The sequence below is a fragment of the Streptomyces sp. ALB3 genome, from assembly GCF_044385685.1.
Lineage (GTDB): Bacteria > Actinomycetota > Actinomycetes > Streptomycetales > Streptomycetaceae > Streptomyces.
The window spans coordinates 40,445-67,147 of the sequence record NZ_JBISCE010000044.1; the positions used below are offsets into that span (position 1 = coordinate 40,445).

The 26,703-nt window shown below is 71.0% G+C and carries 20 protein-coding genes and 1 pseudogene; 6 read left to right on the top strand and 15 right to left on the bottom strand.

What is annotated here, in order from left to right; translation table 11 throughout:
- Positions 1 to 64 precede the first annotated feature (64 nt).
- The 6 genes from ACHFIV_RS28760 to ACHFIV_RS28785 all read right to left on the bottom strand — a co-directional run bounded on the left by ACHFIV_RS28760 (position 65) and on the right by ACHFIV_RS28785 (position 7,644).
- Complete coding sequence (locus ACHFIV_RS28760) at positions 65 to 1,360, bottom strand: cytochrome P450 (protein ID WP_398975050.1); 1,296 nt, start codon at positions 1,358 to 1,360, stop codon at positions 65 to 67.
- Positions 1,357 to 2,343: a nucleoside triphosphate pyrophosphohydrolase gene (locus ACHFIV_RS28765; protein WP_398975053.1), complete on the bottom strand. Its 987-nt coding sequence runs from the start codon at positions 2,341 to 2,343 to the stop codon at positions 1,357 to 1,359. Before ACHFIV_RS28765 ends, ACHFIV_RS28760 begins: the two co-directional genes overlap by 4 nt.
- Before the next feature lie 30 nt (positions 2,344 to 2,373).
- Positions 2,374 to 3,030, bottom strand: a complete 657-nt coding sequence (locus tag ACHFIV_RS28770; RefSeq protein ID WP_398975056.1) for a hypothetical protein — start codon at positions 3,028 to 3,030, stop codon at positions 2,374 to 2,376.
- A 169-nt stretch (positions 3,031 to 3,199) separates the two neighbouring features.
- Positions 3,200 to 4,756: a serine/threonine-protein kinase gene (locus ACHFIV_RS28775; protein ID WP_398975059.1), complete on the bottom strand. Its 1,557-nt coding sequence runs from the start codon at positions 4,754 to 4,756 to the stop codon at positions 3,200 to 3,202.
- Positions 4,753 to 5,436, bottom strand: a complete 684-nt coding sequence (locus tag ACHFIV_RS28780; RefSeq protein ID WP_398975062.1) for a hypothetical protein — start codon at positions 5,434 to 5,436, stop codon at positions 4,753 to 4,755. The genes ACHFIV_RS28775 and ACHFIV_RS28780 overlap by 4 nt, the downstream gene beginning before the upstream one ends.
- 99 nt (positions 5,437 to 5,535) lie before the next feature.
- Positions 5,536 to 7,644 (bottom strand): N-6 DNA methylase, encoded by a 2,109-nt coding sequence (locus ACHFIV_RS28785; protein WP_398975064.1) that lies wholly within the window; start codon positions 7,642 to 7,644, stop codon positions 5,536 to 5,538.
- A 195-nt stretch (positions 7,645 to 7,839) separates the two neighbouring features.
- Here ACHFIV_RS28785 and ACHFIV_RS28790 point away from each other — a divergent pair, with 195 nt between their 5' ends.
- Positions 7,840 to 8,646 (top strand): DUF4190 domain-containing protein, encoded by an 807-nt coding sequence (locus ACHFIV_RS28790; RefSeq protein WP_398975067.1) that lies wholly within the window; start codon positions 7,840 to 7,842, stop codon positions 8,644 to 8,646.
- Between the two features lie 226 nt (positions 8,647 to 8,872).
- Here the strand turns inward: ACHFIV_RS28790 and ACHFIV_RS28795 are convergent, their stop codons facing one another.
- From ACHFIV_RS28795 to ACHFIV_RS28805, 3 genes and pseudogenes are all read right to left on the bottom strand, one after another.
- Positions 8,873 to 9,622 carry an N-acetyltransferase gene (locus ACHFIV_RS28795; protein WP_398975070.1) on the bottom strand — a complete coding sequence of 250 codons (750 nt, stop codon included), beginning with the start codon at positions 9,620 to 9,622 and terminating at the stop codon, positions 8,873 to 8,875.
- 48 nt (positions 9,623 to 9,670) lie between these two features.
- Complete coding sequence (locus ACHFIV_RS28800) at positions 9,671 to 9,994, bottom strand: hypothetical protein (protein ID WP_398975072.1); 324 nt, start codon at positions 9,992 to 9,994, stop codon at positions 9,671 to 9,673.
- Positions 9,995 to 10,028: 34 nt separating this feature from the next.
- A pseudogene (locus ACHFIV_RS28805) lies at positions 10,029 to 10,502 on the bottom strand (HNH endonuclease family protein); the annotation flags it as partial.
- A gap of 91 nt (positions 10,503 to 10,593) precedes the next feature.
- Here ACHFIV_RS28805 and ACHFIV_RS28810 point away from each other — a divergent pair.
- The 3 genes from ACHFIV_RS28810 (at position 10,594) to ACHFIV_RS28820 (ending at position 14,539) form a co-directional block, all read left to right on the top strand.
- Positions 10,594 to 11,748 (top strand): tyrosine-type recombinase/integrase, encoded by a 1,155-nt coding sequence (locus ACHFIV_RS28810; RefSeq protein ID WP_205022847.1) that lies wholly within the window; start codon positions 10,594 to 10,596, stop codon positions 11,746 to 11,748.
- Positions 11,749 to 11,867: 119 nt separating this feature from the next.
- The gene (locus tag ACHFIV_RS28815; RefSeq protein ID WP_398975077.1) at positions 11,868 to 13,946 is read left to right on the top strand and encodes a tyrosine-type recombinase/integrase; all 2,079 of its coding nucleotides are present in this window, start codon (positions 11,868 to 11,870) and stop codon (positions 13,944 to 13,946) included.
- Positions 13,943 to 14,539, top strand: coding sequence for a DUF6262 family protein (locus ACHFIV_RS28820; protein WP_398975078.1), 597 nt, complete (start codon positions 13,943 to 13,945; stop codon positions 14,537 to 14,539). Before ACHFIV_RS28815 ends, ACHFIV_RS28820 begins: the two co-directional genes overlap by 4 nt.
- Before the next feature lie 34 nt (positions 14,540 to 14,573).
- Here the strand turns inward: ACHFIV_RS28820 and ACHFIV_RS28825 are convergent, their stop codons facing one another.
- The 3 genes from ACHFIV_RS28825 to ACHFIV_RS28835 form a co-directional block, all read right to left on the bottom strand.
- Positions 14,574 to 15,926 (bottom strand): tetratricopeptide repeat protein, encoded by a 1,353-nt coding sequence (locus ACHFIV_RS28825; protein ID WP_398975081.1) that lies wholly within the window; start codon positions 15,924 to 15,926, stop codon positions 14,574 to 14,576.
- Between the two features lie 74 nt (positions 15,927 to 16,000).
- Complete coding sequence (locus ACHFIV_RS28830; protein WP_398975083.1) at positions 16,001 to 16,771, bottom strand: HNH endonuclease family protein; 771 nt, start codon at positions 16,769 to 16,771, stop codon at positions 16,001 to 16,003.
- Positions 16,772 to 17,353: 582 nt separating this feature from the next.
- On the bottom strand, positions 17,354 to 18,220 hold the full coding sequence (locus ACHFIV_RS28835; protein ID WP_398975085.1) for an SCO6745 family protein: 867 nt from the start codon (positions 18,218 to 18,220) through the stop codon (positions 17,354 to 17,356).
- A 105-nt stretch (positions 18,221 to 18,325) separates the two neighbouring features.
- Between ACHFIV_RS28835 and ACHFIV_RS28840 the strand changes: the two genes are divergently transcribed.
- A complete protein-coding gene (locus ACHFIV_RS28840; protein ID WP_398975088.1) occupies positions 18,326 to 18,907 on the top strand; it encodes a TetR/AcrR family transcriptional regulator in 582 nt (193 codons plus the stop codon).
- 126 nt (positions 18,908 to 19,033) lie between these two features.
- Here ACHFIV_RS28840 and mfd read toward each other — a convergent pair whose 3' ends face one another.
- Positions 19,034 to 22,564 (bottom strand): transcription-repair coupling factor, encoded by a 3,531-nt coding sequence (mfd, locus tag ACHFIV_RS28845; RefSeq protein ID WP_398975090.1) that lies wholly within the window; start codon positions 22,562 to 22,564, stop codon positions 19,034 to 19,036.
- Positions 22,565 to 22,766: 202 nt separating this feature from the next.
- Here mfd and ACHFIV_RS28850 point away from each other — a divergent pair, with 202 nt between their 5' ends.
- Positions 22,767 to 22,985 (top strand): type II toxin-antitoxin system VapC family toxin, encoded by a 219-nt coding sequence (locus tag ACHFIV_RS28850; RefSeq protein ID WP_398975520.1) that lies wholly within the window; start codon positions 22,767 to 22,769, stop codon positions 22,983 to 22,985.
- Positions 22,986 to 23,068: 83 nt separating this feature from the next.
- Here ACHFIV_RS28850 and ACHFIV_RS28855 read toward each other — a convergent pair whose 3' ends face one another.
- Both ACHFIV_RS28855 and ACHFIV_RS28860 read right to left on the bottom strand, forming a co-directional pair.
- Positions 23,069 to 25,648: an ABC transporter permease gene (locus tag ACHFIV_RS28855; protein ID WP_398975092.1), complete on the bottom strand. Its 2,580-nt coding sequence runs from the start codon at positions 25,646 to 25,648 to the stop codon at positions 23,069 to 23,071.
- The gene (locus ACHFIV_RS28860) at positions 25,645 to 26,433 is read right to left on the bottom strand and encodes an ABC transporter ATP-binding protein (RefSeq protein WP_398975094.1); all 789 of its coding nucleotides are present in this window, start codon (positions 26,431 to 26,433) and stop codon (positions 25,645 to 25,647) included. Before ACHFIV_RS28860 ends, ACHFIV_RS28855 begins: the two co-directional genes overlap by 4 nt.
- Between the last annotated feature and the right edge of the window lie 270 nt (positions 26,434 to 26,703).

The following is a 26,703-nucleotide window of genomic DNA, read 5'->3' on the forward strand; positions in this document are numbered from 1 at the left end:
AACGGTGAACCTAGCCCTACTCGAACGTGTGTCACAAGTCGATGCAGCGGAGATCACGTGAAAGTCACGGAGTTGACAGTCTGTCACCTTCTGCCACCGGATGGCCGGGATCGAACTCCACAGGAAGCGTGCGCAGTCCACGCATGATCAACCCCCCGCGCCATCGCAAATCGGCAGGTTCCGCGGCGAGCCGCAGGTCGGGGAGGCGTCGCAGCAGGGTGGCCAGGGCCACCCTGCCCTCCAGCCGGGCCAGCGGCGCCCCCAGGCAGTAGTGGATGCCGTGCCCGTAGCCGAGGTGCTGATTGTCACTCCGCGCGAGATCCAGGGTGTCCGCATCCTGGAATCTCTCCGGGTCCCGGTCGGCGGCGGCCAGCACCACGAGCACGGGGTCCCCCGCCGCGATGTCCTGACCGCCCAGGGTCACGGGCTCGGTGGCGTAGCGCCAGGTCGCGAGCTCCACCGGTCCGTCGTAGCGCAGCAGCTCCTCGACGCCCGTGGCGAGCAGCTCCGTCTCACCGGCGGCCAGCGAGCGTTCCAGACGCTCGCGCTGGGACGGGTTGCGCAGCAGCGCGTAGACGCCGTTGCCGATGAGGTTCACCGTCGTCTCGAAACCGGCGAAGAGGAGGATGAACGCCATGGCGGCGGCCTCGTTCTCGCTGAGGTGCTCACCGTGGTCGCTCGCCCGGATCAGCCCGGAGATCAGGTCGTCACCGGGATCCTCCCTCTTGCGGTGGATGAGTTCGGCGAGATAGCCGCGCATCTTCTTGACCGATCGGGCCACCCCGCCGCGCGGCCCCCCGCCGTGCCGGATCATCATGCCCGCCCAGTCACGGAAGTCGTCCTGGTCCTCGCGCGGCACGCCGAGCAGGTCGCAGATCGCGTAGATGGGGAGGGGGAAGGCGAAGTCGTGGATGAGGTCCGACTTCCCCTCCTCGACGAAGGCGTCGATGAGGTGGTCGGTCAGCTCCTGCACCCGGGGCGCGAACTCCGCGACCCGGCGCGGGGTGAACGCCTTGGACACGAGCCGGCGCAGCCGGGTGTGGTCCGGTGGGTCGATGTTCAGCAGATGCGTCATCAGCTCCGCCTTGCGCTCCCCGGGGATGCCGGTCCTGCCCTTGGCCTGCGCCGACCCCGCGTGGTGGGCCGGGTCCTTGGAGAGCCGGGTGTCGGCGAGGGCCTGCTTGGCGTCGGCGTACCGGGTCACCAGCCAGGCCTCGACACCGCTCGGCAGGGCCGTGCGGTGCACGGGGCTGTGCTCACGGAGCCACGCGTAGGCGGGGTAGGGGTCGGTGGCGAACTCCCAGGTGAAGAGTTCGGGCGCTGCGTCGGGCGTGGAGGCCGTTCCGGGGCTGTCGTTCACTCCTCGACGCTATCCGGGCCGGTCCCGAGTCCTTCCGCCGCCCGGATCGCGTCCCGGTAGGCGCGGGCGGCGGCCCGCAGGGCGGCCTCGGGGTCGGTGCCGTCCTGCTCGGCCCGTACCGCGAGGGCGAGGAGCCGGTAGCCGACCCCGTCGCCCTCGGGCAGCGCGGTGCCGAGTCCCGCGGCACGGGCCCTGCTGCCCAGCTTGGCCGCCAGCGCCAGGCCGGGCTGGCCGAGCGGCACCCCGTCGGTGACCGACGCGCGCTGCTTCTCGACGGCCTTCGTCCGCAGCCAGTGCGCGCGGACGTCCTCCGGAGTCTCCGCGGTCGCGTCGCCGAACACGTGCGGATGGCGGTGGATCAGCTTCTCGACGATCGTGGCGGCGACGTCGTCGACACCGAACGGCTCCTCCGGGTCCTCCTGCGCGATGCGCGCGTGGAAGACGACCTGGAGCAGTACGTCGCCGAGCTCCTCCCGCAGTTCCTCGCGGTCGCCGTCCTCGATGGCCTCGACCAGTTCGTACGCCTCCTCGATGGCGTACTTCGCGAGGCCCTCGTGTGTCTTCTGCGAGGTCCACGGGCATTCGAGGCGGATCCGGTCCATCACCTGGACCAGGTCCAGGAGCCGGGCGCCCGGCAGGTCGTAGGAGCCGGGCAGCAGCTCCAGGTCGGGCATCTGCACCCGGCCCGAACCGCCGAGGCGGGCCAGACCGTCGGTCAGCCGCTGATCGCCCTCGCCGCCCACCAGCACCACCACGGTCCTGCCGCCCGCGCAGTCGTCCACGAGCTCCCCTGCCGAGGGGGCGGTGTGCTCGACGGTGATCCCCGCCTCACGGAGGTACGGCAGCTGCGGGTGGTCCCGCTCGGCGCACAGCACCCGGTCGGCCGCGTGGAGCGTCTGCCAGGCGGGCCAGGACAGCAGACCGGGGGCGACCCGGTGGCTGGCGGTGAGCAGGACGATGCGGCCGGGATCTTCAGCGTTCACGCCCCCGAACCTACCCCCGGGCGGCCGGGGTCAGGCGCCTGCCTCCGGCTCCTCCCCCTGTGCACGGGTGACCTGCTTGATCCACGGCGCCTGATAGGTGCTGAGCTGGACCTTCCGGTCGTCCCAGCTGCCGTAGCGCGGGTTGACGTCGATGTGCAGCTCCTCCGACGTCCTGGCGAGGGCCTCCTGCACGGCCTGCATCCCGGCGGGGCTCTGCAGGTCGACCCCGAGCGCCCGGGCCAGCTTCTGGATCTGGACCTCCGTGCGCAGGGTCTCGTCGATCTGGCCGGGCGCCACCCAGCTCTGCTCCAGCATCCGCGTCCGCACCCCCTCCTCCCCGCCGGACTGGTCGGCGACGACACCGCGGATCTGCTGGATCTCCTTGCGGCTGACGCTCACCCCGGCGTCCTCGGTGGCCCGGTCAAGGATCTTTCCGAGGATCATGCCGGACAGCTTGGCCCGGATCAGCCGGCCCGACTCCGTCACCAGCTTCTCGGGCTGCTTGGAGTCCAGCTGCGCGCTGCGCACGTCGGCCGCCTGCGCCTGGAGGGTGGCCACGTCGATCCGGTCACCGCCGACCACGGCCGCGGCCCCGGGGTGGGCCTCGCCGCCGCACGCGGTCAGGAGCGGTGCCGCGACGAGCGTGGCGGCGGAAAGGGCGAGCGCGGTGCGACGTCGGCGGTGCAAAGGAGCCTCCCGGGGAGAGTTTGTGCATCAGTGCACAAAGCCTTGCGGTGATCGATGTTAGGCAGTGGACGTGGTTCGGGCCACTGCTTCGACCAACGATTTCCGGACCGGTCTGTGTGGGGTCGCGGACGAAATCCCCTGCGGCGCGTCTTTCCGGACCCGGCCCGGCCTACCGGGAGCCGCGTACGTCCTGGTGGTGGGTCAGCTGCCGGCGGAGCTCCGTGGGGAGCGGATGATGCGGGCCGTAGGCGCGCTCGGTGTCGTACAGGAGGGCCTGCAACTGCGAGCGGCCCGCCGTGTGGTCGCCCACGCCGAGCAGCAGGTGGCCGATCCGGTGGCGTATGTCGAAGGCCCGGCCGGGGCCGGCGGAGGTGGCGTAGCCGTTCTCGTAGTAGGGGAGGACGGCCCGGTACTCGACGAGGGCGGCCGCGGCCTCTCCGAGCTGCTCCAGACACTGCGCGGCGTCGTAACGGAACTGCAGGGTCTGGGGGTCGGCGGGTCCCGCCTCCGCCGCGCGGTCGTCGGCGAGCCGGCGGAGTTCCGGGAGGGCGCGGCGGTACTGGCCGTCGTCCATCAGCGTCGCCGCGTACTGCTTGCGGAGGATGCGTACGACCGGTGAGTGTTCGCCGTGCTCCGCGGCGGCGGCCGGGAGGATTCCTCCGAGGATGTCGACGGCCTGGGTGATGCGGCCCTCACCGAGGAGCCGCTTCACGTCGTCGACGGCCTGCGCCACGTTCGGCCGGGCGGGCGGCTGCCGAGGCGCGGCGGGGACCTGCTGGGCGGGGACGGGCATCGACGCCGGGACGGCCGCCCGGTCGGGCCAGGGGGCGTGCGGCCGGAGGAAGGGGCGGGTGGGGTCGAGGGGGCCGGAGGGGGCGCCGCCGGCGGGCAGCAGGGGCCGCAGGGACTCGTAGACCTCCTGGGCCGAGGCAGGGCGGTGCTGCGGGTCCTTGGAGAGCAGTCGCAGGACGAGCACCTCGAGCGCCTCGGGGACCTCCGGCCTGAGATGGCGGACGGGCAGGGGCGGCTCGTAGAGGTGGCGGTGCAGGACACCCAGGGCGGTGGACCCGGCGAACGGTACGTCGCCACTGAGGAGTTCGTGCAGGAGCGCGCCGAGCGCGTACAGGTCGGTGTACGGGCCCACGGCGCCGCCCATGGCCTGCTCGGGCGCCATGTAGGCCGGGGAGCCGATCGGTGAACCCGTGTGGGTCAGGCGGGTGGTGTCGGTGTCCATGACGGAGGCGATGCCCAGGTCGAGCACCGTGAGGGTGCCGTCCGGCTTCACCATCGCGTTGCGCGGCTTGAGGTCGCGGTGGACGATCGGCACGGCGTGCACCGCCGACAGCACCGCGCACAGCTGGGCGGCGACCGCGACGGCCCAGGGCCATGGGTACGGGTCGTGCTCGGCCAGGTGGTCCGCGAGGTCGGCGCCTTCGACGTACTGCATGACCAGGTAGAGGTCCTCGCCGTCGCTGCCCGCGTCGTGGACGGTGACCAGACCGGGGTGGTCGACCTGCGCGGTGACGCGGCACTCGCGGACGAACCGGCGGCGCAGATCGTCGGCGGCGGCGCTGCCGGAGGGGCCGGCGACCCGGTCGGGGCGCAGGAGCTTCACCGCGACCCTGCGGTCGAGCCTCTGGTCGTACGCCGTCCAGACCTGCCCCATGCCGCCCTGGCCGAGGATGGTCGCCAGCTCGTAACGCCCGGCGATGACCCGCCCGTTCACCGGCTGTCACCCTCCTTGCGGAGGTAGTCGCTCAGCTCGTCGAGCTCGGCGCGCACCTGGTCGAGGCGCTGAGGGGCGGCGGTCCTCGGCGCGTCGGACGGCTGCGCGGGGACGGCCGGCGTGGAGGCGGGCGGCGGTGTCGGGGCGGGGCCCTGCGGAGGGGCAGGCGGGTAGCCGTAGGAAGGCGTGCGTGGCGCGGTGACGGTCTGCCGTGAGGCGTAGCCGCCGGAGGGGAACGAGGGCGGCCCCGGATGCCGCGCGCCGTACGGGCCGGCGTGGGAGCCGGGCGCTCCGTGCGGACCCCGGAGGCCCCCCTGCGGACCACGGTACGGATCGAAGTGCCGTATCTCCGTGTAGAGGTAGTAGGTCACCGTGCCGACGAAGACGACCAGAATCCAGGCCAGGGTGATGACCGCCTGCCCGTCCGTCATCACTTCCTCCTCCTCCGGCAACGACCCGAGGTAGGCGATGAGTCCGACGTCGAGGGCGAGCACCAGGCCGAACAGCCACCAGTCGCGCTGCTTGCGGGTGACGATCGCCAGGCGCAGCATGGCCGCCCAGGCCAGGAGTCCACAGCTCAGCAGGGCCAGTGCCACGAACACCACGCGCAGCGTGACCAGCGTGGCCGAGGAGGGACTGGGCTTCGGCTGCTGCTCCGGCGGATAGCCGTAGCCGTGCATGTGCTGCTCCCGGAGGGCGTGGATCGGACGTGTGGCAGTGAGCGTATACACCGACACGGACAACCGGTCCCGGGTTGTGCACAACCGTTGTGCTTCACGTCACTTCGGGGCGACAGAACCGTCCGTGAGCCCGTCGTACATCCCCTGCACCAGCTGTCCGCCGAGCCGTCCCGCCGTGCGCAACGCGTCCTCGAACGCGGCGAGGGCGCTGAACTGCTCGCCGTACCTGCGCTGTTCGGCCAGCGGCAGGCGCGGCACCCGGAGACGGCGGGCGTCGAGCCGCGTCGCGGTGGAGGCGTAGCTGCTGGCCCGACGGCTGTTGGCCGTGCCGCGCAGGAAGCCGGCGAGGAACCAGGGGTCCAGGGCGGCCGGATCGGGGCGCAGCAGCTGGAGGTTGCGGCCGAGCACGGCACCGGCGGTGGCCTCGTCGACGACCCTGGCGACCGGACCGCCGCCGAGCACCGGCACGATGACGTCCCCCGGTTCCAGCAGCAGCGGTTCGTCCTCGGGACTCCCGGCCGGTGCGGTGGGCGCGCCGCTCGGGGCGGTACCGGCGAGGACGTCGTGCTCGGTGAGGACCGGCGCCGTGCCGTCGCCGGATCCGGACCCCGTCCGCAGGCGCAGGGCGCCCGTGCGGGCCAGTTCGCCGACGGTCGTGAAGGGCCGCCTGGCGGGTTCGCCGGGAGCGGCCGGGAGCGGGGTGAGGCGGGCGGTCAGCTTCAGGGTCTCCTCCAGCCGCTCCCGCACCCGGACCAGCTCGGCCGCCCCGCCGCCGGCGGCCTGGGCCGGCAGGTGGCGGGCGGGAGCCAGGTCCACGTCGTCGTCGAGGAGTTCGATGACGGGGACGGCCCGGCCGGCCCCCGGTCGCTCCTCGACGGGCTCGCGGCGGCCCGGCGCGTCGAAGGGGTGCCACGCGTCGAGCACCGCGCGGCGCACCGCCGGCCAGTCCAGCCGGTCGCGCCCCGAGGCGGACCCGGCGGTCTCGGGCTCCGACGTGTCGACGACGAGCAGTTCCGGTGACGGGGGCTGCTCGGGACCCGGCTTGCGGAGGACCCAGATGTGCAGCGGGACGCCGTACGGGGGCGCGGCGCCGGCGGGGAGCGCGATGACGGCGCGGAGGGCGCCGCGGCGGAGCAGATCGGCGCGGATCCGGCGGCCCGACCGGCGGGAGGCGGCGGCCGGGGGCATGAGGAGCACGGCGGTGCCCCCCTCGCGGAGGTGGGCCAGGGCGTGCTGGACCCAGGCCAGTTCGGACTCGGTGCGCGCGGGGAAGCCGTACTCCCAGCGCGGGTCGTAGGCCAGTTCGTCGTGCCCCCAGTTGCGCTCGTTGAACGGCGGGTGGCAGAGCACGGCGTCGGCGGTGAGGCCGGGGAACGCGTCCGCGCGCAGCGTGTCGCCGGTCCGCACCGCGAGCGTGGAGCCGTCGGCCCGGTTCCCTCCGGAGTGGAGGGCCAGCCGGAGCGCGGTGAGCGCCGCGAGGTCGGGGTCGGCCTCCTGTGCGTGGAGCGCCGTGGGGGGGCCGACGGCGCACAGCAGGGCGCCGGTTCCGGCGGCGGGGTCGAGGACGACCAGCGGTGCCCGCTTGCCGCTCTGCCGGGCGGCGTCCCTCGCCGGCTGCGCGAGGTCGGCCATCAGCTCGGCGAGGCCGGGGGGCGTGAGCGTGTACTGCCGTGGGTTGGCGTCCAGTTGACGGCCGAAGAGGAAGTCGAACGCCTGCCGGGCCCCGCCCTCGGCGGCCAGTTCGGCCGCGGCCCGCAGCAGGGGGACGGAAGGCAGGAGGGCCGCGGCCGTGGGAGTGGGGACGGTTCGGTCCGCTCCGAAGCGGTCCGCGAGGACGTGGTCGAGGGCGGCCGGGAGCACACCTGCCATCCGGGCGTCCGACACGGCGGTGATCTCCAGCCAGGCGGTGGGCCTGTCCCGTACGAGCAGGAGGGCGCACCCCGCGTGGACCAGGGCGGTGACGGCGCCACCGGGGTGGCCCGCCACCTGTTGCCAGACGCGCTCGCGCAGCGGTACCTCGGCGACCTTCCCCTGGTCGCGCAGCCACTGCTCGACCTCGTGGAGCGCGAAGGAGGGGCTGGCCTCGGTGCCCCCGACAGGTTTCGGGAAGTCGGCGTGGCGACGGCGCCAGTTGCTGACAGCCGCGCGACCCACACCCGCGAGCCTGGCGATCCCGGCCGCGGTCACCTCTGTCGAGCTATCCGGCACTGGCCCGTCTCCCGTCCCGCGCGCGTCGTGTCGCGTGCTGTGTGTAGGTGAGCATACCGACACAGCCCGGTGAACGGTTCACAGGGGATTCGCTGTTGACTCGGTTCACAGGCGATGGTCTTATTGACCCGTCGCTCACCACTGCGTCACTTTCTTCAGCTCACACTCCACGTTCTCCACCGGAAGGGCACAGCCATGTCCCAGTACACGCAGCCGCAGCAGCCGTACGCCCCCGCGCAGACTCCGGGCACCCGCCCCGCGCGCAACGGCCTCGGCATCTCCGCCCTCGTCCTCGGCATCATCGGGACGGTCTCGGGGCTGATCCCGTTCTTCTTCTGGCTCGCGGGGATCCTCGGTCTCATCGCCTTGGTCCTGGGCCTCGCGGGGCGCGGCCGCGCCAAGCGCGGTGAGGCCACCAACAAGGGCGTGACGACGTTCGGCGCCGTCCTCGGCCTGGTCTCGCTGATCCTGTCGGTCGTCGGAGCCGTCCTGACGTTCAAGGCCGTGGACGACGTGGTGACCGACATCAACAAGGCCGTCGCTGACAGTTCGGCCTCCGCGAAGCCGGCCACCGGGGGCGGGGCGGCCGGCGGGACCGAGGGCAAGAAGGGGGAGGTCCTGGGAGCAGGGGACGCAGCCGCGTACGACGACGGCCTGGAGATCAGCGTGGGCGCACCGGCCTCCTACACCGCCGACGAGTTCGCGATCGGCCACACCAAGGGCAACAGCGCCTACACGGTCTCGGTCGTCATCGAGAACAAGGGCAAGGAGAAGTTCGACGCGACGCTCGTGAGCGTCGACGCCCGGGCGGGCGAGGACGGTGTGAACGCCGAGCAGATCTTCGACGGCAAGGTCGGCGAAGGATTCACCGGTACCGTCCTGCCGGGCAAGAAGATCACGGCGGAGTACGCCTTCGACGCCCCGGCCGACGCCGGGAACCTGACCGTCGAGGTCACTCCCGGCTTCGACTGGGACGCGAGCCAGTGGGACCTGAAGCTCTGACGGCCGGACCGCGCGCGACGCCTTGCGCCGACCGTGCGCAACCCTCCGCGGGCCGGCCCGAGCGGAGCAGCCCCGCGGTCCGCCCGGCAGGGAACCCCTCCGCCGGGTGACCGGGCGGGCGCCCGGCAGCCTTCGGGCCCCCGGCAGGGCCGCCGCCCCCGAAGCGCTCAGGACCGGCCCGCCCCTGCGGGCGGCCGGTCCTGAGCGCTTCGGGGGCGCTGCGGTGTCAGGCCGTCCGGTGCCGCACCCACACGTTCGGCTCGACGTAGACGGCGTACCCGTGGGCGGGCGAACAGTGCACCGGCACCAGGGCGCCCGGCACCTCGACGGGCCCCTCCGTGTCGAACGGCAGCCCGGTCCAGGTCCGCCACTGCTCCAGGGACCCGCTCACCGTCATCGACACCGGGGCCACCACCTCGATGACTCCCCCGGCCCGCACGTGGACCCGCAGCCAGGGGTCGTACGGCAGCCCGTCCTCCTCCCGGACGCGCCGGGCGTAGTCCTCCATCGGCGCCCTCGGCTCCCCGTGTTTCCCGCTCGGCCTGACCGGGGCGACGAGTTCCCGGAAACCGAGGCGCCGGGCGTTGTCCCGCATCGCGGCCACCATGTGCCCGGAGATGCCTTGTCCGAGCCGCCCGGTCGTCACCGTGATCTCGATCGCGCTGACGGTGTCCGGGGCACGCCCGTGCCGCAGGTCCGAGAAGGCCCACAACAGCACCTGGTCCCAGCCGCCTTCCGGCAGCTCTCCCCGCCCCGGCGCGCCGAGGGCGAACGGCACGCTGTATCCCCGGGCCACCACCGTGCCCCCGGGGTCGGTGGCGACGAGAACGAACTCAGGGAACTCGGCCGCTATGCGGGGGTAGTTGGCCCAGCCGACCAGGTCCTCCAGGACGAAGGCGGGCCAGGTGTCGGGCATCTCCCCGAGTGCCCCGGCGAGCTCGGGCCGCTCGGCGAGCGTGGTGATCTTCAGGTCCATGCGGCCACGGTAGACACTGCCCGGCCCCCGGCCAACGCATTTCCTGGTTCACACCGATCCCGCGAGGAGCACGCCCGTCGGCACCAGGGTGAGCACCACACAGGCAGTCCAGTAGGCGGGGGGCGCCAGCGCGGCCCTGGGGCGCAGCGGCTCGTTGGCGAGCCACCAGATGATGCCGAACACCGCCCACACCGGCACGGCGATCACCAGCCACAGCATCATTCCGTCGTTCTCGGTCGGTTCTCGGGACGTCCAGCCGGCGTTCGCGAGCGGCCCGTTCGACAGGAGGTACCAGAGCAGCCAGACCGGCACGACGCCCGGCACCCCGAACAGCAGGTTCATCCCCGCGGCCGTCAGCCGCCATCTCCACATGCGCCCAGTATTCACACCGCCGGCACGAGCACCGTCAGCGCGTGGGGGCCTCGGTCGGACTACCGCCGGTGAGCAACTTCTCGGCGGGACAGCCGGACAGCACCTCGCGCATGGCCTCCCGCTCGGCCGCCGTCACCCACAGCCCGTACTTGCTCTTCACCGACACCTGCCCCGCCACATACGCGCAGCGGTACGCCTTGTTGGGCGGCAGCCAGGTCGCGGTGTCCCCGTCCCCCTTGCGGCGGTTGGCGGACGAGTCGGCGGCCACCAGGTTCAGCGGGTCGTTGGCGAAGGCCCGCCGTTTGCCGTCGCTCCACCCCTGGGCCCCCTTCTGCCACGCGTCGGACAGGGCGACGAGGTGGTCTATGTCCACCTTGCTGCGGCCCCGTTCGAAGGTGATGCGGGTCCCGGTGTACGGGTCGGGGTCGAGGACGCCGCTGAGCACCCTGCATCCGTCGGCGTCCCTGGAGATGTCGTCCAGTTGCTCGGCGAGCACGTCGTCGCGGGTTATCTGCATGCCCTTGTTCCCTGTGAGAGACATGAGTGACAGCCGTGTCCTCTCGTTGTACCTCGCCGTTATCAGTCATACCAAGAGGCACATGAGCGACATGCTCAGACAAGGGGAGGAATCGGCGATGCTGCGCACGGAGAAGGCTGTCTCACCCACCACGGGAGAGGTCACCTGGTTACTCGTCGACGAGGAAACCTACCGGCCTCATCCCGAGGTACGGGAGTTCTCGCTCTACCTGCGGGGCGCCGGACGCTCGCCGCAGACGCAGCGCGCCTACATCCCCCGGATCGGGCGCTTCCTCAACTGGTGCGCCGGACGGGCTACCGACTGGAAAACCGCCGGCCTCGGCGACATGACAAGGTTCAAGTTCCATATTGAGCGAACACCCTCCCGGCAGGGGCAGTTGCCCTCGGGGAGGACCGTCAATGCCGTTCTGACCGCTGTCTGCGAGTTCCTGCGGTTCTGCGCCGTCCAAGGTCATGTGGAGCATGAGGTCGCCGCACGCCTGAGTGAACCGCGCTTCCTGACCTCGCCGCCGAGCGGCTTCGACCCGGGGGAAGGCGGCCAGCACCTCGTGATCAAGGCTCGCGTCCTGAAGGCGCCGGAGATCGAGACAGCACCCGCAATTCTCACCCATCTCCAGGTCAGGGAGGTGATGGAGACAGCCCGCTCAGCCCGGGATCGGCTGCTCCTAACGGTGCTCGTCGAAGGGGGCCTGCGGATCGGCGAGGCTCTCGGCCTGCGACGGGAGGACATGCACCTGTTGCCCGACTCGACGCATCTGGGCTGCCGTACGGGAGGCGCGCATCTCCATGTCCGCCCCAGGCAGGACAACGTGAACGGCGCACGAGCGAAGGCAGGCCGCCATCGGATGGTGCCACTGGCTGAAGTTGCCGTGCACAGGTACCGCGCCCATCTCTCGGAGCGGGAGAACGTGCCCGAAGCCGTCAGCTGCGACTACGTGTTCGTGAACCTCGCCGGGCCGTACGCGGGCAGGCCGATGACGTACTCCAATGCCAAGCAGATCGTCGAGCGGATTGGAAAGCGCTGCGGCTTCCGCGCCCGTCCACACATGATGCGGCACACCGCAGCAACGCGCTGGATTCGCTGCGGAGTCTCACCAGACGTCGTCCAGACGCTGCTGGGCCATGCCTCATCAGCGAGCACCGCTGTCTATCTGCACGCCCAGGACGAGGAGCTCCGAGCTGCCGTCGAGCGTGTCTCGCCGGAGGCGATCCGATGAGGCAGGGGGCCGACTCGGCTGTCGTCGCGCTGCCACTCCAGGCGGATACGTCCTGGGCTTCGTGGCTCGCGGAACGCCTGGTGCCCGGGTGGCGAGCGTCCGAGTGGGACGAGGGCTCAATGCTGTTCACCGCAGTCCCCGGCAACCCCGCGACCAGCGTATTCATCTGCAGGGTGGCGGCGTGCTCCACGCACGTCGCCCATAACGGCGGCCGCTGCAGCGCCTGCATCAGAGCACGCTGGTCGCGGGCGAACCCGTCCGACTTCGACACAACCTACGTACCCGACACCGCACGCCGTCGCCCCAATGTCTCGACCGGGTCCCTCCCTGGAGTTTCCCAATTCTCGCTCAGCGAAGTCCCCGCGGCCGTACGGCGGGAGATCCAGTACGGGATTCAGCAACGCGACGCCGCGGGGATCAACCTCGTGCCCCAGCGTGTCCGGCGTATGGTCGCCGCTCTCCCCTCCCCATTGCCGACGCTCCTGGATCTGGACGAGTCGTTCGTACGAGAGCTGCCGGCAGAACTCGCGGGGATGCTGAACGGGGTCCTCCAACACGTCCGACGTGCGCGCTTGGAGTACGAGGGCACCGATCCGACATCGGGGGATGTCTGGGAATGCTCCCTTGTGGGACTCGCCGCCGGTCCAGGGCGCACGTACACGGCCATGCACGGCGTGATCGACTTCCGTCCGGTCCGCCAGCCATGGCTGCGTGAACTGGTGAAGGACTACGGCCGTGCGGTGCGCCCCAATGTCATCGAGTTCCGGCAAACCGTGTACGCCGCGACGCTCGCCTCAGCCGCGCTGACCGATCGCCCCTACGGTGATACACCGGAAAGGTTGTCGATGGCGGACATGAACGCCGTGGTGGACGCGTTCCGCATCGTCAAGCGTCCGGATAACGGTCGCGACTACTCAACGAGCCACCGGCGGTCGCTGCTGCGCCTATGGCGTGCGTTCCTCGAGTACGTACGACAGGCCGGGATGATGGACCACATTCCCGGCGGCTTCGCGCTGAACCCGAAATTCCACACCATCGCTGCGGTCGAGATCTCCGAGGACGAGATCGGCCGCGCCATCCCGGAACATGTCATCTCACAGCTCGACGCTCACATCGAACTGCTCGGCACATCGACAGCGTACGAAAGCGGTGGCTGGACTGCCGCGGACTTCGCGCGGATGTACCAGGTTGCTTACAAGGTCCTTCGAGACACCGGTCGGCGCCCTGGCGAGGTCACTAGCCTGCGCCGCGACTGTCTGCAGTGGATCGACGGCAAACCGACTCTGATCTACGACAACCACAAGCGACGCCGACACGGCCGCCGCTTGCCCATCACCGAGGCGACGGCCCAGGAGATCGAGTCCTGGCAGAAGGCGCTTCAGCGGTTGCCACCGGTACCTGCATGCGAGCAGTGGTTGTTCCCGTCACCAGGTCAGCGCAACCGGCCCCGGCGTGGTCACCTCACCCCTGCGCAGTTCTGCAACAGGATCTTCCGTGCCTGGGTCGACGAGGTCATTCCCGTGCTCGTTGATGAGCGCCTCGGCGACGACGGTGAGCCTCTCCCCTACGACCGCACCCAGATCGTCCCGTACGGATTCCGGCACGCCTACGCCCAACGCCACGCGGACGCGGGTACTCGCCCCGATGTCCTCCGGGAACTCATGGATCACCGGTCGCTGGACGTCACCATGGGGTACTACAAGGTCTCCCTCAGCCGAAAACAGGAAGCCGTACGGACGGTCGCGGCGCTCGCCGTCGACCGGAACGGGGAGTCCCGTGGCTTCAGCGACCCACTGGCCTACGAAGTGGAGAGCGTCGGAGTTCCGTACGGCGGCTGCACCGAACCGAGCAACGTCAAGGCCGGAGGCGGGCACTGCCGCATCCGCTTCCAGTGCGCGGGCTGCGACTTCTACCGGCCCGACCCCTCCTACCTGCCGACCATGGAACAGCAGATCGCGGACCTGCGTGCCGACAAGGAGGCCGCTTTGGCGATGGAAGCCGCGGACTGGGTCGTGCGCAATCTCGACGACCAGATCCGCGCGTACTCGAAGTCGGCCGACGAGATGCGGAGGAAGCTCGAAGCGCTGCCTGCCGAGCAGCGCGCGGTCGTCGAATCCGCCTCGCGCGAGCTGCGCAAGGCCCGCTCCGCAGCAGCCTTCGTCCCCTTGCAGGCACTGACGACGCGGAGCCCAGAATGAAAAGTCCTGCCGCTTCCGGCAGTAATGACCGGAACTCACGGGTCGAGCGCCTGCGCGCCAGCCGTGCCAAGGACAGCGAGGACAAGACCAAGCGCGCGCTCGATGCAGTGAACGGCCTTCTCCGCTCGGGACGACGCATCACCGTCAGCCAGGTGGCGCGGGACGCGGCGGTGTCCACGTGGTTCGTCTACAACCAGCCCCAGGTGCACCAGGCCGTTCAGAACGGCATCACCGCCCAGCAAGGGCAGGTACAGGGCGCCCCCGTTCCAGCGGCGCGACAGGTGTCTCCTGCCGGGCTGCAGACGGACCTCGCCCTGGCGCGTGAAGAGATCAAGGAGCTCAAGAGGGAACGCGACCGTCTCCACAACCGGGTCCGGCTGTCTCTCGGTGCCGAATTGGACGGGGTGAACCGAAACGAGCTGGTCGAACGCGTGCAGCAGCTGGAACAACGGAACACGGTTCTGAGGCAGGAACTGTCGGAGGCCAGGGACAGGATCCTCGCTCTGGAGGGCCGGCTGCGGGAGACGGAAGACGATCTCACGGCCGCGCGCGCCGGTCTCCGCCGTGCGATGCGAGCCGTGCCGTCCCAGTAACCCGTGCCGAACCACCACACGGCAGACTGTCCGTTCAGAATGGGGGATCGTTGAAGATCAAGCCGGTCCAAACAGGTGAGACCGGCGCGGAATCGCGCTGCTGAAGGAGTACGACGGCGTCGTTGACGCGCCCCAGTTCGATGAGATGGCCGGCAAGGTCGCTTCTGTTCGCGGGGACGTGCTGTTCGAGAACGGCAACAGCCTCCTCGATGCGTCCGGCGCCGGCGAGCAGCTCGGCGATGTGCGGCGCAGCGTACGAGGTGGATCCCTCGGGGTGGGACCGGGCCTGTGCGACCGCTACGTCGACGCCGTCGCGTGCGGCGATCAGCGGCAACCGTATCCAGTACAGGTCCCAGGCCTCCTCGCGCCCACGGGCGGCGGCGAGGGCGTCGAGGTGCGCCAGGCCGTCCTCGGGGCGGCCTTGGTCGAGGCACAGGTTGGACCACGTATGCAGGATCCAGTCGTCCCCGTTATGAGCCTCGGCCAGCTCCCGCAGCACGTCGACGGCTTCGCCCTTTCGGCCATGCCGTGCCAGGAGCTCCGCCAGTCGCACCGTGCCGTGGCACCGGAAGTCCTGCGAGCCGCCCGACTGCCGGTACACGGCGATCGCGCCTTCCACGTCATATCGCTCCTCCAGCACCTCGGCCAAGCGCTGCGCAGCGTGACCGTGGCACTCGGTCACCGCGTACGCGCGAAGTTCCTCGATCCGATCGTGTCTCGCCAGCAAGTCGGCCAGCTGATCCCGGTTGTTGACGGATGTGATGTGCCGGGTGTGCAGCAGGGCGATCGCTTCGTCGACGCCGCCACTGCGTTCGCGGATCGTGGCAAGCAGCCCGATGGCGCTGTCGGGGTCCAGGCCGCTGCAGCACCACGGGCTGTCACACCGGTGCTGGTCGGGGATCCGGGCAGCCAGCAGCGCGGCGACGGCTTCGTCCCGGCCTGTTCCTTCGGCGATGTCGACCAGAGCGGCGGCAAGAAGCGAGTCCTCGATTCCGGCGCTCAGCCGAGTGATCGCCTCGTCCGTATGCCCGTGCCGGGCCAGCAGGCGCGCGAAGAACTCCAGCCGGAGTCCTCCCGTACTCGCATACGGGCGGGACAGCGCGATCGCCTCCTCTGCCCGCCCCCAGCTCTCCAGCAGTTCCGCCTGGGTCTGGGCTGCCGGCCACCAGCCCGTGGCAACGTAGGGAGCGAGCACCTCCAACGCCTGACTTTGCCGACCCTGGTCACCGGTCAGCCGCGCCCATGCCCGCGCGCAGAACCATTCCCCACAACGGGCCTGGACCTCCACCTCGTCATCGTGGCCGAGCTCAAGAAGCCTGGTGACCAGGAACGGAGGGATGCAGCCGGACAATGTCCGGGCCTGACGGTCGAGATCGGCAGCGTCCATGATTGCGCACCTTAACCACCCGGTCCGACAGGAACCCCGCAGCCCCCGGGGCCAGGACAGTCATCGGGATGCTGTCAGCCCTGGCACTGCTTCAGCATCGTCGCCCTATCTGCCGTTGTCACCGGGAGCTCGTACTTGTCGGCGACCTGAGCGAACCGCACCACGTAAGAGCACCGAATCTTCTTGTTCGGCGGCAACCAGGACGCAGGCCCCGAGTCACGCTTCGCCGAGTTGGCGCGCCCCTCGACAGGAAGCAGATTGAGCACGTCGTTCGCCAGTTGCTTGCGCTTGCTCTCCGGCCATCGGGCGGCGCCCATCTGCCAGCTGTAGGAGAGAGGAACCACGTGGTCTATCTGCACCTCGGTGGCCTTCGCCTTCTTCCAAGCGATGTCCTTGCCGGTGTACGGGTCATACAGGTCCATCGCAACAACCACGCAGTCGGAACCTGAACGGAACTGCACGTGCCGCCCATGGAGTTTCAACAAGTCGTTCCGCGTGTCACAACCATTTCTCGCCAGCGGAACCCCGTCCGCCGTGTCCATCCACGCATAGCCGAACTCGTCCCTTTCGTAGCCCGTCTTCGGTCCACGACCCTTTGTGGCGAGTCCTTGGATGAGCTTGCGTGCGTTGACCTTGTCCGCTTCCGACGTGAGCGCGGCGAGCCCCGGCTTCGTCCCGTCGGGATTCGTCATCGGGCTCACCGCCTGGCCGGCAGCTGTGTCCGGTCCGGGTCCTGCGGAGCTTCCACCCGGCTCCAGGCCATCACAGCCCGTAAGGAGAGCGGCGGCAACGGCAACCGTAAGGACGGCCCCCTTCCTACGAGTCGACAAGGTCCTGTGACTCATGTGCCTCTCGCTACGCACAGCCGACCACACCCTGCATACGCTGCGAGAACAGTCCCTTCACAGTCCGAAGCATAGAGATAACGCGGGTCCCGCACCCGTTGCGATCGGTGTCGGCCCACGCCGATCCGAACGCGTCCCGGTCGTAACCGGTCCTGGGGGCCCGGCCCTTGACGGCGAGCCCGTCGACCGCTCGCAGCGCACTGCCGCCGGGCGCCGGTGCCGCCTCCGATCGCGCCGGGCCGGGCAGTTCGCCGAGGCCGTCGCACCCGGTCAGGGCCAGAGAGCCCGTCAGGGCCACGACCACGAGTGCGGGGAGACGGTGCCGGGGGCGCGCTGTGTCAGAAGGCTTCACAGCGCACCAGGTTAGGCGCCCGGCCGCGATCCCGGCACGGGGCGGGTTCCGCCCGCCCACCGCGACGCCGGCCGCACCGGCACCTCGCGCCCGGCGCACCCCCCGGCTCCGTCCCTCCGCCCGCCGCGCCGCGCAGAAGCCGATCGGGCCCACCTTCCCGGCCGGTGCGTCCTCCAGGACGATCCGGCCCGTCCTCCCGGCCGCAGCGCGCCCGGCGAGGACCGGTCGGCTCACACCTTCCCGATCCCCAGCGTCGTCTCGGAGGGGAGGAGTCCCGATCCGATCACCTCCACCCACAGCGGCCCCAGCAGCTCCACCAGCCGCTCCCGCTCCCCGGGGCCGAGCGCCCGCCAGGGTTCCGCCGCGCTCTCGTCCGTACGGCGTTCGACCTCCTCGCGCAGCGCGCGGCCCGCGGGCGTGGCCGTCCCGTCCGCCTCCAGCAGTCCCCTCGCGGCCAGCCGGGCGCGGGCGGACTCCCACTCCTCGCCGCTCCACCCGCGGCTCGCGAACACCTCCGGGCGGGTGGCCCCGACGGCTGCGAAGGAGACCAGCGACTCCACCGGGTCGAGGCCTGCCCCGGCGAGCGCCGCCACATGGCCGTCCCCCCGGTGCTCCCGCAGGATCGTCGCCGCGTTCCAGAGCGCCACGTGGGGCTCGTCCGGCCAGGGCAGCGCGGCGGCGGCCCCGGCCAGGGGGCGTCCGGTCGCATCCGCCGCCGACGCCGCCCGCCGGGCCAGCTGTGCGGCCTCGGCGAATCCGGGGCCGTGCACCCGGTCACCGAACAGCGCCCGGTACGCCCGGTCGACGGCCTTCGCCCTGGACGCGAGCACCGCCTCCGGGGAGGCGACGGACCAGACGGCCGGCACGTACGCGCCGGTCATCCGCGGACTGAAGCTGTGGAACACCCCGGTCACCCGGTCCGCGTCCACCGCCCCGAGCGGCGCGGCGCGCCAGGCGAAGTAGGACGGCCACCGCTCGTCCGTGGCGTATCCCAGCGCGGCTGCTTCCTCGAACGCCTCCGGCGCGTAGTAGATGACGGCGTGCAAGGGTTCCAGCAGGTGCCACATCTGGCGCACGCCACCCCGTTCGTCGGACATCTCCCGACCTCTTTCCGTCCGGTCAATCTTGTCATCGTCTAGATGGCCAGGGTGCGCCGCGCTCTCGAACTTGTCAATGCCTAGATTCGGCGTACCGTACGTCCCATGACGCGCGAACGCACCTACCACCACGGTGACCTGCGCCGGGCCCTGCTCACTGCCGCACTGGACGTCATCGCCCAGGAAGGCCCCGACGCCCTGTCCCTCCGCGACCTGGCCCGCCGGGCGGGGGTCTCGCACGCCGCGCCGGCCCACCACTTCAAGGACCGGACCGGCCTGCTCACCGCCGTCGCCGCCGAGGGCTACGCGCTCTTCGCGGACGCGCTGGCCGCTGCCCCCGACCTCCAGGAACGGGGGGTGGCCTACGTACGGTTCGCCACCCGGCACCCCGCGCACTTCCAGGTGATGTTCCGCCCCGAGCTGTACCGTGCCGACGACACCGCCCTGCTCACCGCCAGGTCACACGCCACGGAAGCGCTGCGGGCCGGCGTCGGCGACCTGCCCGAAGCGGCCCGGGGTGAGGACGCCGGGCTCGCGGGCGTCGCCGCCTGGTCCCTGGCCCACGGCTTCGCCACCCTGCTGCTGACGGGCAACCTCTCCGGCGCCCTGGAGGGCCGCACCCCGGAGACCGCCTTCCGCTCACTGACCGGCCTGCTCTTCGCGCGCCGCGACGGCACCGACGGGTGACCGGTACGTCGGCCTGCCGGTACGGCGACCTGTCGGTACGGCGACCGACCGGTACGGAGCCGGCGCGGGGACGCGCGGCCCCGCCGCGAGGTCCGGCGGGGCGCCGCGTGGTCCTGACGACCGCCTCTACGACCCCAGGACGGTCGTCAGGAACTCCCCGGTCCACGCCAGGAGTTCACGGCCCACCACCGGCTTCCCGCCGATCCTGCCGGCCGTCGGCCTGGGCACCAGGATCTGGTGGGCGGACGGCTTGATGACCGTCTTCGGGTGGAGCCGCTTCAGCCGCAGCTCCTGCGACTCCCGCAGCTCCACCGGCGCGAACCGGATGTTCGGCCCCTGCAGCACGATCTCGCCCACCCCGCAGGCCCGGGCCAGCATCCGCAGACCCGCCACCAGCAGGAGGTTCTCCACCGGCTCCGGAAGCTTGCCGTAGCGGTCGGTGAGCTCCTCGCGCACCGCCCTGATGTCGTCCTCCGAGTTCGCGGAGGCGATCGCGCGGTACGCCTGGAGGCGCAGCCGCTCACCCGGGGCGTAGTCGTGCGGGACGTGCGCGTCGACCGGGAGCTCGATCTTGACCTCGAGCGGCGGCTCCTCCTCGGTCTCGCCGTCCACCGCCGCCCGGTAGTCCGCCACCGCCTCGCCGACCATCCGGATGTACAGGTCGAAGCCGACACCCGCGATGTGGCCGGACTGTTCGCCGCCGAGCAGGTTTCCGGCGCCGCGGATCTCCAGGTCCTTCATCGCCACGTACATGCCCGCGCCCATCTCGGTGTGCTGGGCGATCGTCGCCAGGCGCTCGTGCGCGGTCTCCGTCAGCGGCTTCTCCGGCGGATACAGGAAGTACGAGTAGCCCCGGTCGCGGCCACGGCCGACCCGGCCGCGCAACTGGTGCAGCTGGGAGAGGCCGAAGTTGTCACCGCGCTCCACGATCAGCGTGTTGGCGTTGGAGATGTCGATGCCGGACTCGACGATCGTCGTCGAGACGAGGACGTCGAACCTCTTCTCCCAGAAGTCGACGACGACCTGCTCCAGCTGGCTCTCCCCCATCTGCCCGTGCGCCGTGGCGATCCGCGCCTCGGGCACGATCTCCCGGAGCCGCGCCGCGGCCCGGTCGATGGACTCGACCCGGTTGTGGATGTAGAACACCTGGCCCTCACGCAGGAGTTCACGACGCACGGCCGCGCCGATCTGCTTCTCCTCGTACGGACCGACGAAGGTCAGGACCGGGTGGCGCTCCTCGGGGGGCGTCGTGATCGTCGACATCTCGCGGATGCCGGTGACGGCCATCTCGAGCGTGCGGGGGATGGGCGTCGCCGACATCGTGAGCACGTCCACGTTGGCGCGGAGCTTCTTCAGCTGCTCCTTGTGCTCGACACCGAAGCGCTGCTCCTCGTCGACGATGACCAGGCCGAGGTCCTTGAACTTCGTCTCCGACGAGAACAGCCGGTGCGTGCCGATGACCAGGTCCACGGACCCGTCCTTCAGCCCCTCCAGCGTCGCCTTCGACTCGGTGTCCGACTGGAAGCGGCTCAGTGCCCGCACGTTCACGGGGAACTGGGCGTACCGCTCGGTGAAGGTGCCGAAGTGCTGCTGGACCAGGAGCGTCGTGGGGACGAGGACGGCGACCTGCTTGCCGTCCTGGACCGCCTTGAAGGCCGCGCGCACCGCGATCTCCGTCTTGCCGTACCCGACGTCGCCGCAGATCAGCCGGTCCATCGGGACCGACTTCTCCATGTCCTCCTTGACCTCGGCGATCGTGGACAGCTGGTCGGGCGTCTCCGCGTACGGGAAGGCGTCCTCCAGCTCGCGCTGCCACGGGGTGTCCGGGGCGAAGGCGTGGCCGGGGGCCGCCATCCGCGCCGAGTAGAGCTTGATCAGGTCGGCGGCGATCTCCTTGACCGCCTTCTTGGCGCGCTGCTTCGTCTTCGTCCAGTCGGCGCCTCCGAGCCGGTGCAGGGTCGGCGCCTCGCCGCCGACGTACTTCGTGACCTGCTCCAGCTGGTCGGTGGGGATGTAGAGGCGGTCCCCGGGCTGGCCGCGCTTGGCGGGGGCGTACTCGACGAGGAGGTATTCACGGGTCGCGCCCTGCACGGTGCGCTGGACCATCTCGATGTAGCGGCCGACGCCGTGCTGCTCGTGGACGATGAAGTCGCCCGCCTGCAACGTCAGCGGGTCGACGGACTTGCGGCGGCGGGCCGGCATCCGCCCCAGGTCCTTGCTGGCGGTGCGCTGCCCGGTCAGGTCCGTCTCGGTCAGCACGGCCAGCTTCAGGGCCGGGTCGACGAAGCCGTTCTCGATGGCGCCGCACGACACGTGGACCAGGGACGGCGTGATCTCGGTCAGGTCCTGGTCGAGGCGTGCCGCGATGCCCTCGCCGCCGAGCACCTCGACCGTACGGGAGGCGGGCCCCTGCCCCTCGGTGACGTACACCGTGCGCCAGCCGTCGGCGAGCCATCCCTTGGTGTCGGCGAGAGCGCGGGCGGTGTCCCCGCGGTACGCCTCCGGGGCGTGCATCCCGAGCTTGAGGGTGTCGCCGTCCAGATCCTCGTCGGCGGCGAACGGGGAGGTGGACCACCACATCATGCCCAGCTCACGGGCCCGGTCCCGGACGTCGGCGATGCCCCACAGGGAGGCCGCGCCGACGTCGATCGGGGCCTCGCCGCCGCCCGCCGTGGCCGCCCAGGACGCCTGGAGGAACTCCTGGCTGGTCGCGACGAGGTCCGCCGCCCTGGTCCGCACCCGCTCCGGGTCGCAGACCAGCGCCATCGACCCCTTCGGCAGGACGTCGAGCAGCAGCTCCATCTCGTCGACGAGCACGGGCGCGAGGGACTCCATGCCCTCGACGGCGATCCCCTCCGCGATCTTCCCCAGCAGCTCGCCGAGCTCCGGGTGCTCCTCGGCGAGGGCGGCAGCCCGGGCACGTACGTCCTCGGTGAGCAGCAGCTCACGGCAGGGCGGGGCCCACAGCCCGTGCTCGGCGACCTCCAGGGACCGCTGGTCGGCGATCTTGAAGTAGCGGATCTCCTCGACCTCGTCGCCCCAGAACTCCACCCGGAGGGGGTGCTCCTCGGTCGGCGGGAAGACGTCCAGGATGCCGCCGCGCACGGCGAACTCACCGCGCTTCTCGACCAGCTCGACGCGGGCGTACGCCGCTGCCGCCAGGGCGTCCACGACCTCGCCCAGATCGGCGGTCCGCCCGCTGTTCAGCGCGACGGGCTCCAGGTCGCCCAGCCCCTTGACCTGCGGCTGGAGGACGGAGCGCACCGGGGCGACGACCACGCTGACCGGCCCGGTCTCCGGGTCGTCCTGCCGGGGGTGCGCGAGGCGGCGGAGCACGGCGAGACGGCGGCCCACGGTGTCGGAGCGGGGCGAGAGCCGCTCGTGCGGCAGCGTCTCCCAGGAGGGGAACTCCGCCACGGTGTCGGGGGGCAGCAGGGTCCGCAGCGCGGCCGCCAGGTCCTCGGCCTCGCGGCCGGTCGCGGTGACGGCGAGCACCGTACGCCCGGCCTCGCGGGCCAGCGCGGCCACGGCGAAGGGGCGCGCGGCGGGCGGGCCGACCAGGTCGACATGGGCCCGGTGGCCGTCCGCTGCGGCCTTCACCGCTTCGGAGAGCGCCGGGTCGGTGACGACGACGTCCAGCAGACCGTGCAGGCTCATGAAGGTTCCGTCCGGTGTGGCGAGTGAGCAACGCGAAGGACCCGACACGTGGCACGGGCCGGGGGCTCCAGCGTACGACGTCGGTGTGTCACTCGCGCGAGGGAACGCCGTTGTCCCGGCGCCTGCGGCGGGACCAGCCTCGGTCCGGCAGCGAGTCCACTCGTGGCCCCTGTGAGGCAGTCATGACAGCAGCCCGGCAAGGCTGCGGGGTGCCCCCGACCTCGCCGGGCGCGCCAGAGACATGCAGTTCAGGCCTGTCCCGAACACCGCTGAGCACGGTGTTCGCGCCGGCCGCCTCCCCCCGGTCCACCGCGACCCCTTCGACCGCATCCTCGTCGCCCAGGCCCGGACCGAAGGTCTGACGGTCGTCACCCGCGACAAATGGATTCCCCAGTACGACGTGCCGGTCATGCCCACCTGACGGAGGCAGCGGGACGCAACCCGGCCCCGGGGCGTCTGGAGGAACGCCCCGGGGCCGGATCAGTCATCCTACGGCGGGCTCTGTCACCCGTCCGTGGCGATCGCGTTGAGGACGTTCATCCGGCCCGCCCGGAAGGCGGGGATCAGGGCGGCGAACAGTCCGACGAAGGCCGAGGCCACGAACACGGTGAGGATCGTCGGCCACGGGATCTCCAGGACCCCGAGCCCTTCGAGCGCCAGCAGCTTCTGGGCCGAGGTGCCCCAGCCCATGCCCAGACCCAGACCGAGCAGCGCGCCGAACAGGGCGATGACCACGGACTCCAGCCGGATCATGCGCCGCAGCTGGCGGCGGGACAGGCCGATCGCCCGCATCAGTCCGATCTCACGGGTCCGCTCGACCACCGACAGGGCCAGGGTGTTCACCACTCCGAGCACGGCGACGATGATCGCCAGGGCGAGAAGGCCGTACACGATGTTCAGCAGCTGGCCGACCTGGTCCTTCAGGTCCTGCTTGAAGTCGGCCTGGTTCTGCACCTTGTACTGCGGGTACGCCGCGAGCGAGCTCTTGAGCGCGGCGTACGCCTCCTTCTCCTTGCCGTCCTCCGCCGAGGCGAACATGATCATGTTCTTGGGCATCCTGTCGGCGGTCACGTAGCGCTCCGCCGTGGTGACGTTGATGTACATCGCACCCCGGTCGACGTTCGTGTCGTCGGAGGTGATCGCGGCGACCTTCAGACCGGCGGTCCCGCCGGCCTTGAAGGCGACGGTGAGTTCGTCACCCACCTCGATCCCGTGCAGCGCGGCGTAGTCCGACCCGACGGACATGGAGTCCGCGCCGTACGCCTTCGACAGGTCACCGGCGGTCGTCTCGCGCCGCAGGTCCTGCGGGTACGTCGGGTCGGCGGCCGTGACGTGCTCGTCCGCCGTCGAACCGTCGGGGTTGGTGAGCTTCGCGGCGAGCATCCGGTAGTTCGTGACGTGCTCGATCCCGGGCACCTTCTCGATGGCGTCCGCGGCCTGCGGCACGATCAGCTGACCGGTGTCCGACTGGACGATGAAGTCCGTACCCACCGACTTGTCGAGCTCGTCGGTGGCCGAGGCGACCATCGAGGAGCCGACGACCGAGAGGCACGCGACCAGCGCCAGGCCGATCATCAGTGCCGCGCCGGTCGCCCCCGTACGCCGGGGGTTGCGCAGGGCGTTGCGCTCCGCCAGCCGCCCGACCGGGCCGAACAGCCGCAGGACGACCGCGCCGAGCACCCGTACGACGGCTCCGGCGAGCAGCGGGCCGATCACGATGAAGCCGATGAGGGTGAGGACCACGCCGAGACCGAGGTAGAGCGAGCCCTCGGTCGCCTTGTCCGCCTGGGTCGTCGCCCACAGGCCCGCGGCCCCGGCGCCGGTGAGGACCAGTCCGAGTCCCGCGCGGACCCAGCCGGACTTCGCGTCCGCCGGGGTTCCGGCGTCCCGCAGGGCCGCCATCGGTGAGACCTTGCCGGCCCGGCGGGCCGGGATGTAGGCGGCCAGGACGGTGACGACGATGCCGAGCGCCAGCCCGGTCACCGGCGTCGTCCAGGCGATCGTGAGGTCGCCGGTGGACAGCTCCATGCCCACGGCGCCCATCATCTTCATCAGCCCGACGGCGAGACCGATGCCGGCGCCGACCCCGAGGGCGGATCCGACGATGCCCAGGAGCACGGCCTCGACGAGCACGGACCTGTTGACCTGCTTGCGGCTGGAGCCGATGGCCCGCATGAGGCCGATCTCGCGGGTGCGCTGGGCGACCAGCATCGAGAAGGTGTTGACGATCAGGAAGATGCCCACGAGGAAGGCGATCCCGGCGAAACCGAGCATCGCGTACTTCAGTACGTCCAGGAAGGAGCCCATGGAGTCCTTGTTGGCCGCGGCGGCCTCGTCCTGGGTCTGCACCTTGTACGCGCCCGAGTCGCCCAGGGCGGCGGAGACGTTCTTCTTCAGCCGGGTGTCGGCGACACCGGCTTCGGCGGTGACCGAGATGTGCGTGAAGACTCCCGGGGCGCCCAGGAGCTTCTCCTGCGCGGTGGCGGTGTCGAGGTAGACGACGGCCGCTCCGGGGTTGGTCACGGTGAACGAGGCGATCCCGGTGATCTTCGCCCTGATGTCACCGGTGACGGCGATGGTGCGGACCTCGTCGCCGAGCGACAGGTGGTGCTTCTCCGCGGTGTCGGCGTCGATCATGACCTCGGTCGGGCCGCGCGGTGCGTGCCCGGAGGTGATCTCCATGGACCGCAGGTCGTTGTCGGTCCAGTTGCCGGCGATCGTCGGGGCGCCGGTCTCGGACCCGAGGTTCTTGTTGTCGCTGTCGACGACGGTGACGGCCATGCTGCTGACGGCGCCCTCGGCCTTCTCGACCCCGTCCACGCCGCCGACCTCGGCCACCACGGAAGCGGGGAGCGCCTCGGGCCTGCCGTTCTCGGGGACGTCGTCGGCCCGGGCGGCCCTGGGACTGACCGTGACGTCGGCGGACGTCGCCGCGAAGAGCTTGTCGAAGGTGGTGTTCATGGTGTCGGTGAAGACGAGCGTGCCGCACACGAACGCCACGGACAGCAGGACGGCGACGGCGGAGAGCGCCATGCGCCCCTTGTGCGCGAGGAAGTTGCGCATCGAGGTCTTCCAGACGGTCATGACGTCCGCCCGCGCGCGTCGAAGTCCTTCATGCGGTCGAGGACCTGCTCGGCCGTGGGGTTCTGCATCTCGTCGACGAGGGAGCCGTCCGCGAGGTAGAGGACCCGGTCGGCGTAGGAGGCGGCCACCGGGTCGTGGGTGACCATGACGATGGTCTGGCCGAGCTCGTCGACCGACTTGCGGAGGAAGGACAGCACCTCGGCGCCGGCCCGGGAGTCCAGGTTCCCGGTGGGCTCGTCCCCGAAGATGATCTCGGGGCGGGCGGCGAGCGCCCGGGCCACCGCGACGCGCTGCTGCTGGCCGCCGGAGAGCTGTGTGGGCCGGTGCTTGAGCCGCTCGGAGAGGCCGACGGTGTCCACGACCTGCTGGAGCCATCCGGCGTCGGGCTTACGGCCCGCGATGTCCATCGGCAGCGTGATGTTCTCGAGCGCGTTGAGCGTCGGCAGCAGGTTGAACGCCTGGAAGATGAACCCGACGCGGTCCCGGCGCAGCTGAGTCAGCTTCTTGTCCTTGAGGCCCGTGATCTCGGTGTCGGCGAGGTGGATCCGGCCCGAGGTCACCGTGTCCAGACCTGCCAGGCAGTGCATCAGGGTCGACTTGCCGGACCCGGACGGGCCCATGATCGCCGTGAACTGCCCGCGGAGGATGTCCACGTCGACATGGTCGAGCGCGACGACGCGGGTCTCGCCCGCCCCGTAGGCCTTGACGACCTGCCGCGCCCGCGCAGCGACGGCCGTACGCCCTCCAGTGTCCCCGTGCCTGGGAATGGTTACAGCCGTTGTCACGGTTTCTCTCCTATGTCGGTCAAAGGCCGGACGTCTCTGTGTACGTTCCGAGTCTCGGGTGCGAAGGGGGCCGGGCGCGCTGGTGCCCGGCGCAGTCTTCGAGGGGGGTTTTCCCCACCCCGTCCCCTGGGGCCGGCCCCGTCGGCGATGTAAGAACACGCTAAGGAACAGGACGCCCCTGTCTCGTCCTCCGGTGGGAGGAACGGCCCCCGGGCACAACTACGTAGCTCCCCCTAAGGGTTCGGGGACCGAGGGCAGGACCTGAGTAGG

Excerpts from the sequence above, each read along its gene's own strand:
- ACHFIV_RS28780 (WP_398975062.1), bottom strand. The coding sequence starts at position 5,436 with ATGCACGGCTACGGCTATCCGCCGGAGCAGCAGCCGAAGCCCAGTCCC.
- ACHFIV_RS28790 (WP_398975067.1), top strand. The coding sequence starts at position 7,840 with ATGTCCCAGTACACGCAGCCGCAGCAGCCGTACGCCCCCGCGCAGACT.
- ACHFIV_RS28795 (WP_398975070.1), bottom strand. The coding sequence starts at position 9,622 with ATGGACCTGAAGATCACCACGCTCGCCGAGCGGCCCGAGCTCGCCGGG.
- ACHFIV_RS28800 (WP_398975072.1), bottom strand. The coding sequence starts at position 9,994 with ATGTGGAGATGGCGGCTGACGGCCGCGGGGATGAACCTGCTGTTCGGG.
- ACHFIV_RS28810 (WP_205022847.1), top strand. The coding sequence starts at position 10,594 with ATGAGCGACATGCTCAGACAAGGGGAGGAATCGGCGATGCTGCGCACG.
- ACHFIV_RS28815 (WP_398975077.1), top strand. The coding sequence starts at position 11,868 with ATGCTGTTCACCGCAGTCCCCGGCAACCCCGCGACCAGCGTATTCATC.
- ACHFIV_RS28820 (WP_398975078.1), top strand. The coding sequence starts at position 13,943 with ATGAAAAGTCCTGCCGCTTCCGGCAGTAATGACCGGAACTCACGGGTC.
- ACHFIV_RS28825 (WP_398975081.1), bottom strand. The coding sequence starts at position 15,926 with ATGGACGCTGCCGATCTCGACCGTCAGGCCCGGACATTGTCCGGCTGC.
- ACHFIV_RS28830 (WP_398975083.1), bottom strand. The coding sequence starts at position 16,771 with ATGAGTCACAGGACCTTGTCGACTCGTAGGAAGGGGGCCGTCCTTACG.
- ACHFIV_RS28835 (WP_398975085.1), bottom strand. The coding sequence starts at position 18,220 with ATGTCCGACGAACGGGGTGGCGTGCGCCAGATGTGGCACCTGCTGGAA.
- ACHFIV_RS28840 (WP_398975088.1), top strand. The coding sequence starts at position 18,326 with ATGACGCGCGAACGCACCTACCACCACGGTGACCTGCGCCGGGCCCTG.
- mfd (WP_398975090.1), bottom strand. The coding sequence starts at position 22,564 with ATGAGCCTGCACGGTCTGCTGGACGTCGTCGTCACCGACCCGGCGCTC.
- ACHFIV_RS28855 (WP_398975092.1), bottom strand. The coding sequence starts at position 25,648 with ATGACCGTCTGGAAGACCTCGATGCGCAACTTCCTCGCGCACAAGGGG.